Source organism: Pantoea sp. MBLJ3, from assembly GCF_000816655.1.
Lineage (GTDB): Bacteria > Pseudomonadota > Gammaproteobacteria > Enterobacterales > Enterobacteriaceae > Pantoea > Pantoea eucalypti.
The window spans coordinates 139,175-153,743 of the sequence record NZ_JSUT01000005.1; the positions used below are offsets into that span (position 1 = coordinate 139,175).

Consider the following 14,569-nt stretch of genomic DNA (forward strand, 5'->3'; position numbering starts at 1 on the left):
CGGCCCTTTTTTTATTTGCCGTCGCGCCACAGCGCCTGCAACTCAGGTGGTGCCACCTGTTCCGGAATCAGCAGCACAATGGTGCCCACCTCGCGGCGGGTGGCATACTGAATCTGGATGCGGAAATAGCGCTGATCGCCACTGCCCACCTGCGCAGCTTTTTCCTCGGGTTCGCCCAGCGGCATTGCCTGCTCCAGCGCATGGCAGACGCGCTCTTTTTCCGGTGCCGGCAGCTCACCCAGCATAAAACGACGTTCGGCGCGCAACCCCGGAATAAAAGCCATGCCGCCTTCACGCGCGACGATGATGGTGGCATCATCGGTGAGTTCGGGCAGGTCACTCATAGCACGCCAACCTCCTTCCACGCCTGTTCAATAGCATTGCTGACCGACGCGTCGAAGCGTTTTTTACCATGCTCAACGGTGAAGCGGGCAAAGGTCTTAAAGTCCGCATTCTGTGGCAGTTCGTCGTCACACACGGTGTCGTACCAGGCATATCCCGCCTGTTCCCATGCATAACCGCCCAGTGCTTTAGCCGCCAGATAAAAGGCCCGGTTAGGAATGCCGGAGTTAATATGGACCCCACCGTTATCTTCACGGGTCTTCACGAAGTGATCCATGTGGGCCGGTTGCGGATCTTTGCCCAGCATCGGATCATCGTAGGCGGTACCAGGTTCAGACATCGATCGCAAACCACGCCCATTAATTCCTTTTGCCAGCAGACCTTCACCGATGATCCAGTCGGCCTCGTCGGCGCGCTGTTTTTTACTGAACTGTTTCACCAGCGAGCCAAAGACATCCGACAGCGATTCATTCAGCGCGCCAGACTGCTCAAAGTAGATTAACCCGGCTTCGTTTTCAGTGACGCCATGCGCCAGCTCGTGCGCCACCACGTCAATCGCAATGGTGAAGCGATTGAAGATTTCGCCGTCACCATCACCAAATACCATCTGCTGGCCGTTCCAGAAAGCGTTCTGGTATTTCTCACCGTAGTGCACGGTACCCAGCAATTTCAGGCCCTGATTATCCAGCGAGTTACGCTGATAAGCCTGCCAGAAGAAGTCATAGGTTACGCCAAGATAGTCCCAGGCTTCTTCTGCAGCCACGTCGTCATTGCCGGGCTGACCTTCCTGACGAATCAGTTTACCCGGCAGCGTTTGCTGACTTTGCGCATCATAAATTTCACGATCCACATGACCACCCGCCGCGGTTTTTACGCCGGTCGGCTTTTGCCAGTGTTCCGCCATGAGGTGCTGAACGTGAGTCAGGGTGCGACGCGCCTGCTCCTGCTGGTGGCCGGAACCGTGTGCGATAATTTTGCGAAGGATATAGGGAGGAATAACGCAGTAAGCCATCTGGAACTCCTTGGCATCATGAATGTACCAAAAAGTATAGACCCGCCAGTCTGTTTAAACCTTATTCATCAGACCAGCGGTGAGGGAAAAGTGTGATTTGACAGCAAGCGTCAGGACGCGGTTTTACGGCGGCGTTTTTTCTCAGGTAACAGCTGGGTCACCTGGCTTTCAACCCAGCCATCATCCAGACGGGTGCGCAGCAGATCGCCGCTCTGGAGCTGTGCCGTTTTCTTCACCACCTGTCCGGTGGTGTCGGTGGTCACACTAAACCCACGCGCCAGCGTCGCCAGCGGGCTGACGCCTTCCAGCTGCGCCACCAACTGACCAAAGTGCTGCCTGTTGCTGTTAAGCTGCTGAGTGATGCTCTGCTGCAGGCGATAGTGCCAGTTTTGAAGCTGCTTTTGCGCCTCGAACAGGCGCTGCTGCGGCTGTTGAGCATTGAGTCGCTGGGACAGGCGATCCTGCTGACGTGTTGCGTGACGCAGACGGGTTTCCATCGCTTCACCCAGACGCTGTTGCAGGCGGAACAGGGCGGTCTGCTGACGAGCCAGACGCAACTGCGGGTGCTGCTGCTGCAGACGATGCTCAAGGCGGGTATAAAGCCGCTGCTGGCGCGCCAGGTAATAATCCATCGCCATCTCCAGCCGCTGTTGCTGAGATTGCAACTGGCGCAGCAGCTCCAGCTGGTTACGGCTGACAATTTCAGCGGCGGCGGAAGGGGTGGGCGCGCGTAAATCGGCAACAAAGTCAGCAATGGTGACATCGGTTTCGTGACCGACCGCGCTGACGACAGGAATGCGGCTGGCAAAAATGGCGCGTGCTACGCGTTCGTCATTAAAACTCCACAGATCTTCCAGTGAACCGCCGCCGCGTCCGACGATTAACACGTCGCACTCATTGCGCAGGTTGGCGATTTCAATTGCACGGACAATCGCCGCGGGCGCATCAACACCCTGAACTACGGTGGGGTAGATCACCACGGGCAGCGAAGGATCACGGCGATGCAGCACACGTAACACATCGTGCAGTGCCGCACCGGTGGAAGAGGTGATAACCCCGACCTGGCGTGCCGGTTCCGGCAGTGGTTGCTTATGCTGCGGATCGAACAATCCTTCGGTCGCCAGTTTTGCTTTCAGCAGTTCAAACTGCTGCTGCAACAAGCCTTCACCCGCCGGATGCATACTCTCGGCAATCAGCTGATAGTCACCGCGGGGCTCATAGAGCGTGATGTTGGCACGCACCAGTACCTGCTGACCGTGCTGCGGACGGAAGGTGACGCGACGATTGCTGTTACGGAACATGGCACAGCGAACCTGAGCGCCATCATCTTTCAGCGTGAAGTACCAGTGACCGGATGCCGGTTGCGTGAAGTTGGAGATCTCGGCGCTGATCCAGACCAGACCCATCTCTTTCTCCAGCAGTTGACGCACTGTCGTATTGAGACGGCTGACGGTAAAAATATTGGCGATGGGTGGCAGCGACATGTGACGAAGATCAAATTCCAAATCAGCAGGTTAATTCATCGATACTACATTGCTGCCTGTGCGGATCAAGAGTTTTTCTTAAATAATGCTGGAGGCAATCGATTACGGCCTGTATAATGCCGCGGCAATATTTTATCTATTCTCAATCACCCGAGGTGGAGTATTGCCATGTTAAGAATCGCTAAAGAAGCACTCACTTTTGACGACGTTCTGCTCGTCCCTGCACACTCCACCGTCCTGCCTAATACGGCCGACCTCAGCACGCAGCTGACCAAAAATATCCGTTTAAACATTCCTATGCTCTCCGCTGCCATGGACACCGTGACCGAATCGGGTCTGGCGATTGCGCTGGCACAGGAAGGCGGCCTTGGCTTCATCCATAAAAATATGTCGATTGAACGCCAGGCGGACGAAGTGCGCAAGGTGAAGAAACATGAAAGCGGCGTGGTCACTGAACCACAGACCGTGCTGCCAACCACGCCTCTGGCTGATGTGAAAGTGCTGACCGAGCGCAACGGCTTTGCAGGCTACCCGGTAGTTAACCGCGACAACGAACTGGTGGGTATCATCACCGGTCGTGATGTGCGCTTCGTCACCGACCTCTCTCAGCCGGTCTCTGCGGTCATGACCCCGAAAGAGCGTCTGGTGACGGTGAAAGAGGGTGAAGCGCGTGATGTGGTCCTGCACAAGATGCACGAAAAGCGCGTTGAGAAAGCGCTGGTCGTGGATGACAGCTTCCATCTGCTGGGCATGATCACTGTTAAAGACTTCCAGAAAGCCGAACGTAAACCTAACGCCTGTAAAGATGCGCAGGGTCGACTGCGTGTCGGTGCAGCGGTGGGCGCGGGTGCCGGTAACGAAGAGCGTATTGATGCGCTGGTCGCAGCAGGCGTTGACGTGCTGCTGATTGACTCTTCACACGGCCACTCTGAAGGTGTGCTGTCACGCATCCGTGAAACCCGCGCTAAATACCCGGATCTGGAAATCGTCGGCGGTAACGTGGCAACAGGCGCAGGCGCTCTGGCGCTGGTCGCGGCAGGCGTCAGCGCCGTTAAAGTCGGTATCGGCCCGGGCTCAATCTGTACTACCCGTATCGTAACCGGCGTGGGCGTTCCACAGATCACTGCTGTTTCTGACGCGGTTACTGCGCTGGAAGGCACCGGTATTCCGGTGATTGCTGACGGTGGTATCCGTTTCTCCGGTGATATCGCTAAAGCAATCGCGGCGGGTGCGTCCTGTGTGATGGTCGGTTCAATGCTGGCGGGGACCGAAGAGTCGCCGGGCGAGATCGAACTCTATCAGGGCCGTTCATTCAAATCCTATCGCGGTATGGGTTCACTGGGCGCGATGTCCAAAGGCTCGTCTGACCGTTACTTCCAGACTGATAACGCCGCTGACAAGCTGGTGCCGGAAGGTATCGAAGGTCGCGTGGCCTATAAAGGCCGTCTGAAAGAGATCGTGCATCAGCAGATGGGCGGATTGCGTTCGTGCATGGGCCTGACCGGTTGCCCGACCATTGACGACCTGCGCACCAAAGCGGAATTTGTTCGCATCAGCGGCGCGGGCATCAATGAGAGCCACGTGCATGACGTGACTATCACTAAAGAGTCACCGAACTACCGCATGGGTTCGTAATCCCGATTTCACGCCCGGCTTCAGCCGGGCGCTTTTATTGATCAAGTCACCGTTCTGGAAACCCCTCAATGACGACGGAAAATATCCATAAGCACCGCATTCTGATTCTCGATTTCGGCTCACAATACACGCAACTGGTGGCACGTCGCGTGCGCGAACTCGGCGTTTATTGCGAACTCTGGGCATGGGATGTCACCGAAGAGCAGATTCGCCAGTTCAACCCCAGCGGCATCATCCTTTCCGGTGGCCCGGAAAGCACCACAGAACTGAACAGCCCGCGTGCACCTGAATATGTCTTCAACGCAGGCGTGCCGGTGCTGGGTGTCTGCTACGGTATGCAGACTATGGCGATGCAGCTGGGCGGCACAGTATCTGGCTCTAACGAGCGCGAGTTTGGCTATGCGCAGGTTGAAGTGACGACCCCAAGTGCCCTGGTTCGCGACATTGAAGATGCAATCAGCGCCACCGGTAAACCGCTGCTGGATGTCTGGATGAGCCACGGCGACAAAGTCACGGCGATCCCGGCTGACTTCGTGACCGTTGCCAGCACAGAAACCTGTCCATTTGCCATTATGGCCAACGAAGAGAAGCGTTTCTATGGCGTGCAGTTCCACCCGGAAGTGACCCATACCCGTCAGGGCCTGCGGATGCTTGAGCGCTTCATCATCGACATCTGTGAATGTGAAGCACTGTGGACACCGGCCAAAATCATTGAAGATGCCGTTGAACGCCTGCGTGAGCAGGTTGGCAACGACAAGGTCATCCTTGGTCTGTCAGGCGGAGTGGACTCCTCTGTGACGGCAATGCTGCTGCATCGTGCCATCGGCGACCGTCTGACCTGTGTGTTCGTGGATAACGGCCTGCTGCGTCTGAACGAAGCACAACAGGTAATGGATATGTTTGGCGACCACTTCGGTCTGAACATCATCCATGTGCCGGCTGAGATGCGCTTCCTGGATGCGCTGGCGGGTATTGATGAGCCAGAAGCCAAGCGTAAGACCATTGGTCGCGTCTTTGTGGAAGTGTTCGACGAAGAAGCGCTGAAGCTGCAGGATGTGAAGTGGCTGGCACAGGGCACCATCTATCCGGACGTGATTGAGTCGGCGGCGTCAGCTACCGGTAAAGCGCACGTCATCAAGTCACACCACAACGTGGGTGGCCTGCCGAAAGAGATGAAGATGGGCCTGGTTGAGCCGCTGAAAGAGCTGTTCAAAGACGAAGTGCGCAAGATTGGTCTGGAGCTGGGCCTGCCGTACGACATGCTGTATCGCCATCCGTTCCCGGGTCCGGGTCTGGGCGTGCGTGTGCTGGGCGAAGTGAAGAAAGAGTATTGCGACCTGCTGCGCCGTGCCGATGCCATCTTCATCGAAGAGCTGCATAAAGCGGATCTCTACAACAAAGTCAGCCAGGCGTTCACTGTCTTCCTGCCGGTTCGCTCGGTCGGCGTGATGGGCGATGGCCGTAAATATGACTGGGTTGTCTCGCTGCGTGCGGTGGAAACCATCGACTTTATGACCGCACACTGGGCGCACCTGCCGTATGATTTCCTGGGACGCGTCTCAAACCGCATCATCAATGAAGTCGACGGCATCTCCCGCGTGGTGTACGACATCAGCGGCAAGCCACCGGCGACGATTGAGTGGGAATAAACCGGCCCATGCCGCCGATTAGCTCCTGATGCTTTAAAAGCCCGCTTTCAGCGGGCTTTTTATTGCCTGAACTCCACTTAGATGGGCCATTTTAACCTTTCAGCACATCTATCCCCATCACTGGCGGTTTTCTGTTCACTTTACCGGAAATTGCGCTATTCTCCCTGCAGTAGAAGCCTGCACTTAACTTCCTTTGTGTCCTGCTTTTATTCGCCGCTTCGATAATCCGTATCCCAAAGCCGCCACTTACTGTAACCGCCTGCCACTCAGGCGTTTCGTGATTCTTACGTCATCAGGAATGTTGTCATGCTCTCACTGAAAGTGTTCAGCCTGTTTTTTATTGCCGTACTGCTGCTGTCGCTGGGAGCCAGCATTGCGCAGGCGACGCGTCACGGCGAAACCGCACAGCCCGGTGGCTGGGCCACTGCCCGGCGGGATTCGGCCGGAATCGCGCCCGATCCGCGCGCGTTATATAACCTGGCTATCGTGCAGGTCTATGCGGCGCCGACCTATGGCTGGAAAGGGCGGGTGGCGGTGCATCCCTGGATCATCTTTAAGCGCGCAGGTGAAACGCGTTTCACCCGCTACGAAGTGATTAGTTGGGGCAGCGGCGACAAAATCCGGCGCAACACCAACCTGCCGGATGGTTACTGGTATGGCGCAAAACCCCGACTGCTGGTGGAGCATCGCGGACCGGAAGCCGAGGCGATGATTCCGCAGATTGAAGCCGCCATTAAATCCTATCCGTGGCCGACAACTTATCGTGCCTGGCCCGGACCGAACAGCAATACCTTCCTGGCGCATATCGGCCGTGAAGTGCCGGCTTTAAAACTGGATCTGCCCGCCAATGCGCTGGGCAAAGATTACCGGTCACTGTGGCATCCCATCGGGCTGCCGCCATCCGGGCGCGGTTTGCAGGTGTCGATTCTGGGCGTGGCGGGCGTGACGCTGGGCGCGGAAGAGGGACTTGAAGTGAACCTGCTGGGGCTTAATATGGGACTCGATTTTACGCCGTTCCGGCTGCGGTTGCCGTTTATCGGTGGTCTGGGCAATGACAACCTTCAGCAGGACAAACCCTGACAGTCTGGCCCCGTCAGGGGCCATTTTGCGTCAGCACACGCCAAAGTCACCCTCTTCATGATAGAGATTGACGCTCTCTGCCTTCACTTCGATCTCTTTCTTTGCCGCATCATCAACGCGCGCGCACCACAGGGTGTCGCCGTCGACGCGCAATACCTGCATTTTAGGCCCGCCGGTTTTCGACTGAACAAAATCCTCTGCTTTAAACATTCCTGCCTCCGTTGTTGAACATGAGTCCGGCCGGATTCTCGCTGGCGCGGTTTATTTTTTGCGTGACGTTTTCCAGTTTATACCCTGACCGTTTTACTGCGAGAAAAAGTCTGCGCATGCTGAGGCGCATTAAGAAATATTCACCTGGTTGTCAGTTGACAACTCAATCATTCAGCGTCAGGATAGGGACACACATGGCAAGGAAGCGGCATCCCAGTAAAGAGATTGAAACGGCGTTACGTTACGCCGAAACCCATGGCTGGCTGGTCGTGACGGGAGGTCATCACGCCTGGGGCAAAATGTACTGCCCGAAAAATCTGTTGATGTGCCGATGTGGGGAGTTTTGTCTGACCTGCATCTGGAGCACACCGAAAAATGCACATCAGCATGCCCAGGCGCTGCGGCGCGTGGTAGATAATTGTCACTATCTGAAGTCCTGAAGCAGCACAAGGAGAGGCATATGGAATATTGTTTTACACTGCGGTTTAGCCTGCCGGAAGGGCATGCGCCGGTGGATGAGTTGCTGGAAACACTGGCAGTATCAGGCTGTGATGATGCACTGATCGGTCTGGGTATGCCAGGGCGCATTGCACTGGAGTTTACCCGGGAGTCTGACTCTGCCACGGAGGTATTGAGACAGGCAGAAGAGGATGTGCTGCGTGCTATACCGGGTGCCACGCTGGTAGAAGCGGCACCTGATTTTGTGGGATTGACGGATGTGGCCGAGATCATCGGCATGACGCGTCAGAATATGCGTAAGTTAATGCTCAGCCACCGCCCGCCGTTTCCACTGCCGGTGCACGACGGTAAAACCGCCATCTGGCACTTAGCGGACGTGCTGGAGTGGCTGAGCCAGCGCGGCAATTACACGTTGCCTGCGGCGACCCGTGAGCTGGCAAAGGTGACGCGCCAGCGCAATCTCAACGGGTCGCTGCAACGTTACGGCCTGCACGCCTGATCAGTGGGGCAGCAGGAAGATCGTCGCCAGTCCCAGGAAGATAAAGAAGCCGCCGGTATCGGTCAGAGCAGTGATCAATACGCTGGAGCCTACGGCCGGATCGCGCTTCATTTTGGTCATCACCAGCGGAACCAGTACACCCATCAGCGCGGCCAATAGCAGGTTCAGCGCCATGGCCAGCATCATGACGCCACCCAGCGCCATATTGTCATACATCAGCCAGGTAATGCCGCCCATAATGCCGCCCCAGAACAGGCCGTTGATCAGCGCTACGCCCAGTTCACGGACAATCAGAAACGAGAAGTTACCCGGTTCAACCTGATGTAAGGCCAGTGCCCGCACAATCATGGTGATGGTCTGGTTACCGGTGTTGCCGCCAATACCCGCAACAATTGGCATCAGGGTGGCAAGCGCCACGATTTGCGAAATCGTCCCTTCAAACAGCCCGATAACCCGCGAAGCAACAAAGGCGGTACAGAGATTAATGGCCAGCCAGGCCCAGCGTTTGCGTACTGATTTACGCACCGGGGCAAACACATCCTCTTCCTGACTGATGCCGCCCATTTTACGAATGTTACTTTCGTTTTCGGCATTCACCAGGTCGACAATGTCTTCGATGGTCACACGGCCAATCAGTTTGCCCCTGGCGTCGGTGACGGCAGCAGAAATCAGGTTATAACGCTCAAAGGCGCTGGCCGCATCTTCGGCCTTGTCGTTGAGCTGGAAGGTGGTCGGGCGCGCGTTCATAACGTCGCTGACCAGAGTTTTAGGTTTGTTAAGCAGGATATCCGTCAGCAGCAGTTCGCCCAGCAGCTGATTGTCTTTGTTAGTAATAAAGAGTTTATCGGTACCGCCTGGCATGCTTTTACGCTTGCGCAGAAAACGCTGCACCGTTGCCAGCGTGACATCGTCGCGCACCGTCAGGATATTAAAATCCATCACCCGGCCTACGCGGTCGCGGTCGAGCTGCACCATATCGAGCATGCGGGCGCGCAGAGCTGGCTCCACGGTCGCCAGCAGGCGCCCGGTCAGGTCACGCGGCAGATATTGTGCCAGCCAGACCTGATCGTCGATGTCCAGCGGCTGGATAGCGCGCAGGATATCACGGTCGCTCATCTCTTCGGTGAGGCTGGCCCAGACCGTTTCTGAGGCTTCAACCAGCACGTGACCACGCCGCTCATTTGGCACCAGCCGCCACAGCGCCTGACGTTCCTCTTCGGGCAGGGCTTCAAGAATGTCGGCGAGGTCAGCGGCATGAAGCTGCTGAATATCCTGTTCCAGCGCATCACGCTGGGCCGCATTTTCACGTTGCTGTTCAGGGTTGAGATCGCCGGATTTCTCCAGCAGGGAATCAACCAGATCGTGCTCATTGAGCAGCAGCGTCAGAATGCGATGACGTATTTCACTTAAACGTTGAGATTGAGAGGCAGACACATTGGATCCCTTAGTCTGTAAGCACCAGCACGCAGTGTAGCGTTTCGCCTGAAAAAGGGATGCAAAAAAGAGTCCAGTTATCTGGATTCCGTTCAGGTTTCAGTGCAATTCAGGCGAAATATCACTATTCGCTAGCGCGTATCATTTGATGTGACGGTGACAGGCTCAGGAATAGCTTTCTGTTGCTGATGATGCTCGAAGGCAGCAGGCAGGATAAAAATCAGGCGACTAAAGAGAATGATAAAACTGATCAGCAGCACGATGCGGGTCATGGTGCCGGTTTTTTGACGTCTTCGGGGAGAAATAGCGCTGTTCACGCGGGGTGGTTCCTGTAATGAGCCCATCATAGGGCGACTGCAATATTTAGTCACAGTCGCCAGATGAAATCAATCGCTGTTGAAAAAAACAGCAGATAAAGATCAATAACTCGCTTTTTGCGCCAGTAACGTCGCAAAGCGGCAGGTGATGCGGTTACCGTTTTCATCTTTACGATGCAGCTGACCGGGGTGCTCGTTGTACTTCACGATGTGCCAGTTGCGATAATAGTGGCTGAGTTCGCCCGATTTAAACGCAAAAGAGAAATCTGCCGGGCAGGGCATATCGTCCGTGTTCATCGCCGCCACAATCAGGTTGAAACCATCCCTGACCGTACAAGCCTGCATGTCGGCAATCAGCTGCGGAATGGTCTGCGGCTGCAGAAACATCATTACCACGGTCGACAGCACAACGTTGAAGCCGCCATTAAAGCGTGTGTTGTTCAGATCGCGCTGCTCAGTGTGAATACCCTGAAGGTTTTCCTGCGCAATAATCTCCTGCAGGCGCGCCAGGCTCTGCGGATTGTGATCCCACGCTGTGACGTCAAAACCGTGCTGATTCAGAAACAGCGTATTGCGTCCCACGCCACAGCCAAGATCAAGCGCCTTGCCGACGTTAAGCTGGGGCAGAGCCGCAACCACTTCGGAGTGGGGCGGCGTTAAACCATAGGTGTCGGCAAAATAGTTTTCGCCTGAAAGCGGTGCGGTTGGTTGTGTCATAGTCATCAATTCAGTTAAACGGGCGCGGGGCGCCCGGGTTGTCAGATATCTTCTTCGAGGATCAGCTTCCATCCGGTGACGTCGTTCCAGTAAGCCTGCTCGCGTTCAAGATCGAGCTGAACCAGATTGTTCTGTGCAAAGTAGCCCGCCGGGAAAATCAGCGTCCAGTGGCCATCATCGCATTTCAGGGTTAACGCATCCGGACGCGTGGTGGCCTGACGCTGATTATTCAGCAGGGTGCCCAGGCGCAGCAGAAAAATCAGCGGCACAAACTGTTTTTTCTTGAACAGCGTTACGCGTGGTAACTCATCAAGCTTCACCGCTTTACGATGGAATCTGACCAGTGCCGCCAGCAACATCTGCTGATCCTGATTGAACCCCGGCAGGTTGGTGTTTTGCAGAATATAGGCTGAATGACGTTGCAGGCCGCTGTGATTGATAGTCAGGCCCACTTCATGCAGCATCGCCGCCCATTTAAGCAGTGCAGCCAGTTGCGGATTCGCCAGCTTTGGGTTCTGATCGCGCCATTGCAGATAAAGCTGCTCGGTCGTCTCCAGCACACGTCGAGCCTGATCGCTGTCGATGGCGTAATGGTTAGCCAGACTTTGTGCTGTGCGGCTGCGAATATCCTGATGGCGGAAACGGCCCTCCATCTCATAGAGCACACCTTCACGCAGCGCACCGTCGGAGAGGCGCAGCTCGCGAATCGCCAGCGCATCGAAGACGCCACAGAGAATCGCCAGTCCGGGGACAAACACACCTTTGCGCTCTTCTGAAAGGCCCGGCAGGCTCAGTGCAGAGAAGGATTTATGTTTCATCACTTCGTCATAGAGCTTTTCGAGACGCTCAGGCGTAATCAGCTTCTCTTTTTCATCCATCGCCTGCAGCACTTCGCAGGCAGCTTTGATGGTACCGGATGCGCCCAGCGCATATTGCCAGCCATGCAGACGATATTGCCATGCCAGCGTTTCCAGCTTTTGTGCAGCCGCTAAGCGGGCACGACGGAAGTTTTCACGGCTGATTTCCCCTTTCGGGAAATAGAGCTGGGCGAAACTGACGCAACCCATGCGCCGGCTCTCAACCAGCTGAGGTTCGAAATCTTCACCAATCACCAGCTCAGTGGAGCCGCCGCCGATATCGATTACCAGCTTGCGGCCTTTTTCCGGCTGTGTGTGCTCCACACCCATAAAGATCAGACGCGCTTCTTCATGGCCTGAAATCACCTCGATTGGATAGGGGATCACCTCGGCAGCGCGCTGCAGGAAGGTTTCGGCATTGATCGCCTCGCGCAGCGTATGGGTGCCGACAATCGTCACGTTGCTGGGACTGAAACCCTGCAGGCGTTCGGCGAACAGGGCCAGGCAGGCTAAGCCACGCTCCATCGCCTCTTCGCTGAGGTTGTGTTGAGCATCCAGCCCGTCCGCCAGATGGACGCGCTGTTTAAGGCGGCCCAGTACCTGCATCGCACCATCGACAACCCGCGCAATTACCATATGGAAACTGTTCGAGCCCAGGTCAATCGCCGCAAACTCCTGGGGTTTTGGCGTACTTTTATGAGAAATTGGCATAGGATTTATTCAGGTTGTTCCAGTTTCTTGATGTAATCATAGATGGCCAGCTGCGAGCGCACTTTACGACGATTGCCGCGCTGGACGTAATGGTTACTCAACTCTTTATCGACGATGCGGGCTTTCACCGTATCACTCAACTGAATAGCAATAATGTCGAGTATACGCTGCCGGATGTGGGGATCGAGAATCGCCACAGCCACTTCGATGCGGTAATCGATGTTACGCGTCATCCAGTCAGCGGAGGAGAGGAATACCTTTTTATCGCCGCCATTTTCAAAAATATAGACGCGATCATGTTCCAGATAACGATCAACAATACTGATGACACGAATATTTTCACTGATCCCAGGCAAGTCAGGAATTAATGAGCACATTCCGCGCACCAGAAGATTGACCTTTACCCCTACGCTCGAGGCTGTATAAAGCCGATCAACCAGACCTTTGTCCACCAGATTGTTTATTTTCAGAGTAATGCCGCAGGGCTTATTTTGCTGAGCATTGGCAATTTCGGTGTCGATCAGTTCATACAGCATCCGGCGCGAGTTTTGTGGCGACACCATCAGGTGATCGAACGTCACAGGCCGATAGGGATTCTCAATAAAGTTGAACACCCGACGCACTTCATTGGTGATGCGCGCATCCGCGGTCAGCAATGAGTAATCGGTATAGAGTCGCGCGGTTTTCTCGTTAAAGTTGCCGGTACCGATATGCGCGTAGCGCACAATCTCTTCGCCTTCGCGGCGTGAAATCAGGAACAGCTTGGCGTGAATCTTCAGGCCTGGTGCGGAGAAAATGACGTGCACACCCGCTTCAGTCAGGCGTTTCGCCCAGTAAATGTTAGCTTCTTCATCAAAGCGCGCCTGCAGTTCCACCACCACCGTGACTTTTTTACCGTTATAGGCGGCATGGATCATCGCATCCATAATGCGGGAGTGTTTGGCGACGCGGTAGATATTGATTTTGATTGCCAGCACGCTGGGGTCAAACGATGCCTGACGCAGCAGCTCCAGCACATGCTCAAAGGTATGGTATGGATAGTAGAGCAGCACGTCGCGATTACGAATCGCATCAAAGCCGTTGCGGAAGCCATCAAAACCGATGTGGCGAATCTGCGGCAGCGGGCGGTTAACCAGGTTGTTTTTGCCGACGTTCGGGAAGCCGATAAAGTCTTTGAAGTTGTGGTAGCGGCCGCCCGGCAAAATGGAATCCAGGTTAGAGATGGAAAGCTTATGACACAGCAGCGACACCATGGTGTCGGGCATATCGCGCTGGTAGACAAAACGTACCGGCTCCGCCGTCAGGCGCTGCTTCAGGCTGGAGGACATCAGCTCCAGCAGGCTCGACTCCATCTCCGTAACCAGGTCGTACTCGGCGTCACGCGTCATTTTCATTGAATAGGCGTTGAGCGCGTCGTAGTCGTAGAAGCCTTTGAAAATATCATCCAGGCAGTAACGCAAAATGTTATCCAGCAGGATCATCGGTTTACGGCGACGCGGTGGCTCTGCCGGTAAATTAATGAAACGCGGCACTTTGTCAGACGGAATTTCCAGCAGTGCATACTGAATATGGTCACCACGGATAATCTCTACTGCCAGATAGGTGTAGTCGTCTTTGAGGAATTCCGTCAGGTCGGTCTCGTGGGTGATCAGGATCGGCGAGATGTGCTGACGCAGTTCATGTTTGAAGTAGTGGCGCAGCCAGGCCTGCTGATTGGATGAGAGCTGACGTTCGTTGATCAGGAAGATCTGATTACGTGCCATCTCCAGCAGCAGATCGTTATAGAGCGCATCAAACTCCTGATCGGACTTCATCACCCGTTGCTGAATTTTCTTAAACAGATGGCGTGGCGTACTGGCGGAACCCTGCTCTTCACCAATCAGAATGCGGCGTTTGAGGTCGGCGAAACGCACTTTATAGAATTCGTCGAGATTATTGGAGTAGATGCCCAGAAAGCGCATCCGCTCAATAAGTGGATTGCTTTTGTCTGCGGCTTCCTGCAAAACCCGTTCATTAAAGGATAACCAGCTTAATTCTTTTTCAATATAAAGCTTTACCTGACCCATTCTCACTCCATTTAGCGGTTGCAGGACTGAAGATCCAGTATCCACCAACATTATGGCGAGAGTATGGCAGCGTTGTCCAACGCCAGGAGTTGTCTTA

At 55.1% G+C, this 14,569-nt stretch carries 14 protein-coding genes; 5 read left to right on the forward strand and 9 right to left on the reverse strand.

Features of this window, described 5'->3' with window-relative positions; translation table 11 throughout:
• Positions 1–11: 11 nt before the first annotated feature.
• The 3 genes from NP77_RS07075 to xseA form a co-directional block, all read right to left on the reverse strand.
• On the reverse strand, positions 12–344 hold the full coding sequence (locus tag NP77_RS07075) for a protealysin inhibitor emfourin (protein ID WP_008926700.1): 333 nt from the start codon (positions 342–344) through the stop codon (positions 12–14).
• Entirely contained in the window at positions 341–1,354 is a 1,014-nt protein-coding gene (locus NP77_RS07080) for a M4 family metallopeptidase (protein WP_039659543.1), read from the reverse strand. Before NP77_RS07080 ends, NP77_RS07075 begins: the two co-directional genes overlap by 4 nt.
• Positions 1,355–1,464: 110 nt before the next feature.
• Positions 1,465–2,838 (reverse strand): exodeoxyribonuclease VII large subunit, encoded by a 1,374-nt coding sequence (xseA, locus tag NP77_RS07085; RefSeq protein WP_039660459.1) that lies wholly within the window; start codon positions 2,836–2,838, stop codon positions 1,465–1,467.
• A 168-nt stretch (positions 2,839–3,006) separates the two neighbouring features.
• Here xseA and guaB point away from each other — a divergent pair, with 168 nt between their 5' ends.
• The 3 genes from guaB (at position 3,007) to NP77_RS07100 (ending at position 7,202) form a co-directional block, all read left to right on the forward strand.
• Positions 3,007–4,473: an IMP dehydrogenase gene (gene guaB / locus NP77_RS07090; RefSeq protein WP_003848714.1), complete on the forward strand. Its 1,467-nt coding sequence runs from the start codon at positions 3,007–3,009 to the stop codon at positions 4,471–4,473.
• 68 nt (positions 4,474–4,541) lie between these two features.
• Positions 4,542–6,122, forward strand: a complete 1,581-nt coding sequence (gene guaA / locus NP77_RS07095; protein WP_003848716.1) for a glutamine-hydrolyzing GMP synthase — start codon at positions 4,542–4,544, stop codon at positions 6,120–6,122.
• A gap of 306 nt (positions 6,123–6,428) precedes the next feature.
• Positions 6,429–7,202 carry a DUF3750 domain-containing protein gene (locus tag NP77_RS07100; RefSeq protein WP_039659545.1) on the forward strand — a complete coding sequence of 258 codons (774 nt, stop codon included), beginning with the start codon at positions 6,429–6,431 and terminating at the stop codon, positions 7,200–7,202.
• 30 nt (positions 7,203–7,232) lie between these two features.
• Here the strand turns inward: NP77_RS07100 and NP77_RS07105 are convergent, their stop codons facing one another.
• The gene (locus tag NP77_RS07105) at positions 7,233–7,412 is read right to left on the reverse strand and encodes a hypothetical protein (RefSeq protein ID WP_003848720.1); all 180 of its coding nucleotides are present in this window, start codon (positions 7,410–7,412) and stop codon (positions 7,233–7,235) included.
• 194 nt (positions 7,413–7,606) lie between these two features.
• Between NP77_RS07105 and NP77_RS07110 the strand changes: the two genes are divergently transcribed.
• Together NP77_RS07110 and NP77_RS07115 are read left to right on the forward strand one after the other, a co-directional pair.
• On the forward strand, positions 7,607–7,852 hold the full coding sequence (locus NP77_RS07110) for a hypothetical protein (RefSeq protein WP_003848722.1): 246 nt from the start codon (positions 7,607–7,609) through the stop codon (positions 7,850–7,852).
• A gap of 20 nt (positions 7,853–7,872) precedes the next feature.
• Positions 7,873–8,370 (forward strand): AlpA family transcriptional regulator, encoded by a 498-nt coding sequence (locus NP77_RS07115; protein WP_039659548.1) that lies wholly within the window; start codon positions 7,873–7,875, stop codon positions 8,368–8,370.
• Here the strand turns inward: NP77_RS07115 and mgtE are convergent, their stop codons facing one another.
• The 5 genes from mgtE to ppk1 all read right to left on the reverse strand — a co-directional run bounded on the left by mgtE (position 8,371) and on the right by ppk1 (position 14,472).
• Complete coding sequence (gene mgtE, locus NP77_RS07120) at positions 8,371–9,804, reverse strand: magnesium transporter (protein ID WP_003848726.1); 1,434 nt, start codon at positions 9,802–9,804, stop codon at positions 8,371–8,373.
• A gap of 131 nt (positions 9,805–9,935) precedes the next feature.
• Positions 9,936–10,121, reverse strand: a complete 186-nt coding sequence (locus NP77_RS07125; protein ID WP_003848728.1) for a YfgG family protein — start codon at positions 10,119–10,121, stop codon at positions 9,936–9,938.
• A gap of 102 nt (positions 10,122–10,223) precedes the next feature.
• Complete coding sequence (gene tehB, locus NP77_RS07130; RefSeq protein ID WP_003848730.1) at positions 10,224–10,838, reverse strand: tellurite resistance methyltransferase TehB; 615 nt, start codon at positions 10,836–10,838, stop codon at positions 10,224–10,226.
• Between the two features lie 41 nt (positions 10,839–10,879).
• Positions 10,880–12,406 (reverse strand): exopolyphosphatase, encoded by a 1,527-nt coding sequence (ppx, locus tag NP77_RS07135; protein ID WP_003848733.1) that lies wholly within the window; start codon positions 12,404–12,406, stop codon positions 10,880–10,882.
• Between the two features lie 5 nt (positions 12,407–12,411).
• Positions 12,412–14,472: a polyphosphate kinase 1 gene (gene ppk1, locus NP77_RS07140; protein WP_003848735.1), complete on the reverse strand. Its 2,061-nt coding sequence runs from the start codon at positions 14,470–14,472 to the stop codon at positions 12,412–12,414.
• Positions 14,473–14,569: the final 97 nt, after the last annotated feature.

Coding starts and splice junctions, on each gene's coding strand:
- NP77_RS07075 (WP_008926700.1), bottom strand. CDS start 344: ATGAGTGACCTGCCCGAACTCACCGATGATGCCACCATCATCGTCGCG.
- NP77_RS07080 (WP_039659543.1), bottom strand. CDS start 1,354: ATGGCTTACTGCGTTATTCCTCCCTATATCCTTCGCAAAATTATCGCA.
- xseA (WP_039660459.1), bottom strand. CDS start 2,838: ATGTCGCTGCCACCCATCGCCAATATTTTTACCGTCAGCCGTCTCAAT.
- guaB (WP_003848714.1), top strand. CDS start 3,007: ATGTTAAGAATCGCTAAAGAAGCACTCACTTTTGACGACGTTCTGCTC.
- guaA (WP_003848716.1), top strand. CDS start 4,542: ATGACGACGGAAAATATCCATAAGCACCGCATTCTGATTCTCGATTTC.
- NP77_RS07100 (WP_039659545.1), top strand. CDS start 6,429: ATGCTCTCACTGAAAGTGTTCAGCCTGTTTTTTATTGCCGTACTGCTG.
- NP77_RS07105 (WP_003848720.1), bottom strand. CDS start 7,412: ATGTTTAAAGCAGAGGATTTTGTTCAGTCGAAAACCGGCGGGCCTAAA.
- NP77_RS07110 (WP_003848722.1), top strand. CDS start 7,607: ATGGCAAGGAAGCGGCATCCCAGTAAAGAGATTGAAACGGCGTTACGT.
- NP77_RS07115 (WP_039659548.1), top strand. CDS start 7,873: ATGGAATATTGTTTTACACTGCGGTTTAGCCTGCCGGAAGGGCATGCG.
- tehB (WP_003848730.1), bottom strand. CDS start 10,838: ATGACACAACCAACCGCACCGCTTTCAGGCGAAAACTATTTTGCCGAC.
- ppx (WP_003848733.1), bottom strand. CDS start 12,406: ATGCCAATTTCTCATAAAAGTACGCCAAAACCCCAGGAGTTTGCGGCG.
- ppk1 (WP_003848735.1), bottom strand. CDS start 14,472: ATGGGTCAGGTAAAGCTTTATATTGAAAAAGAATTAAGCTGGTTATCC.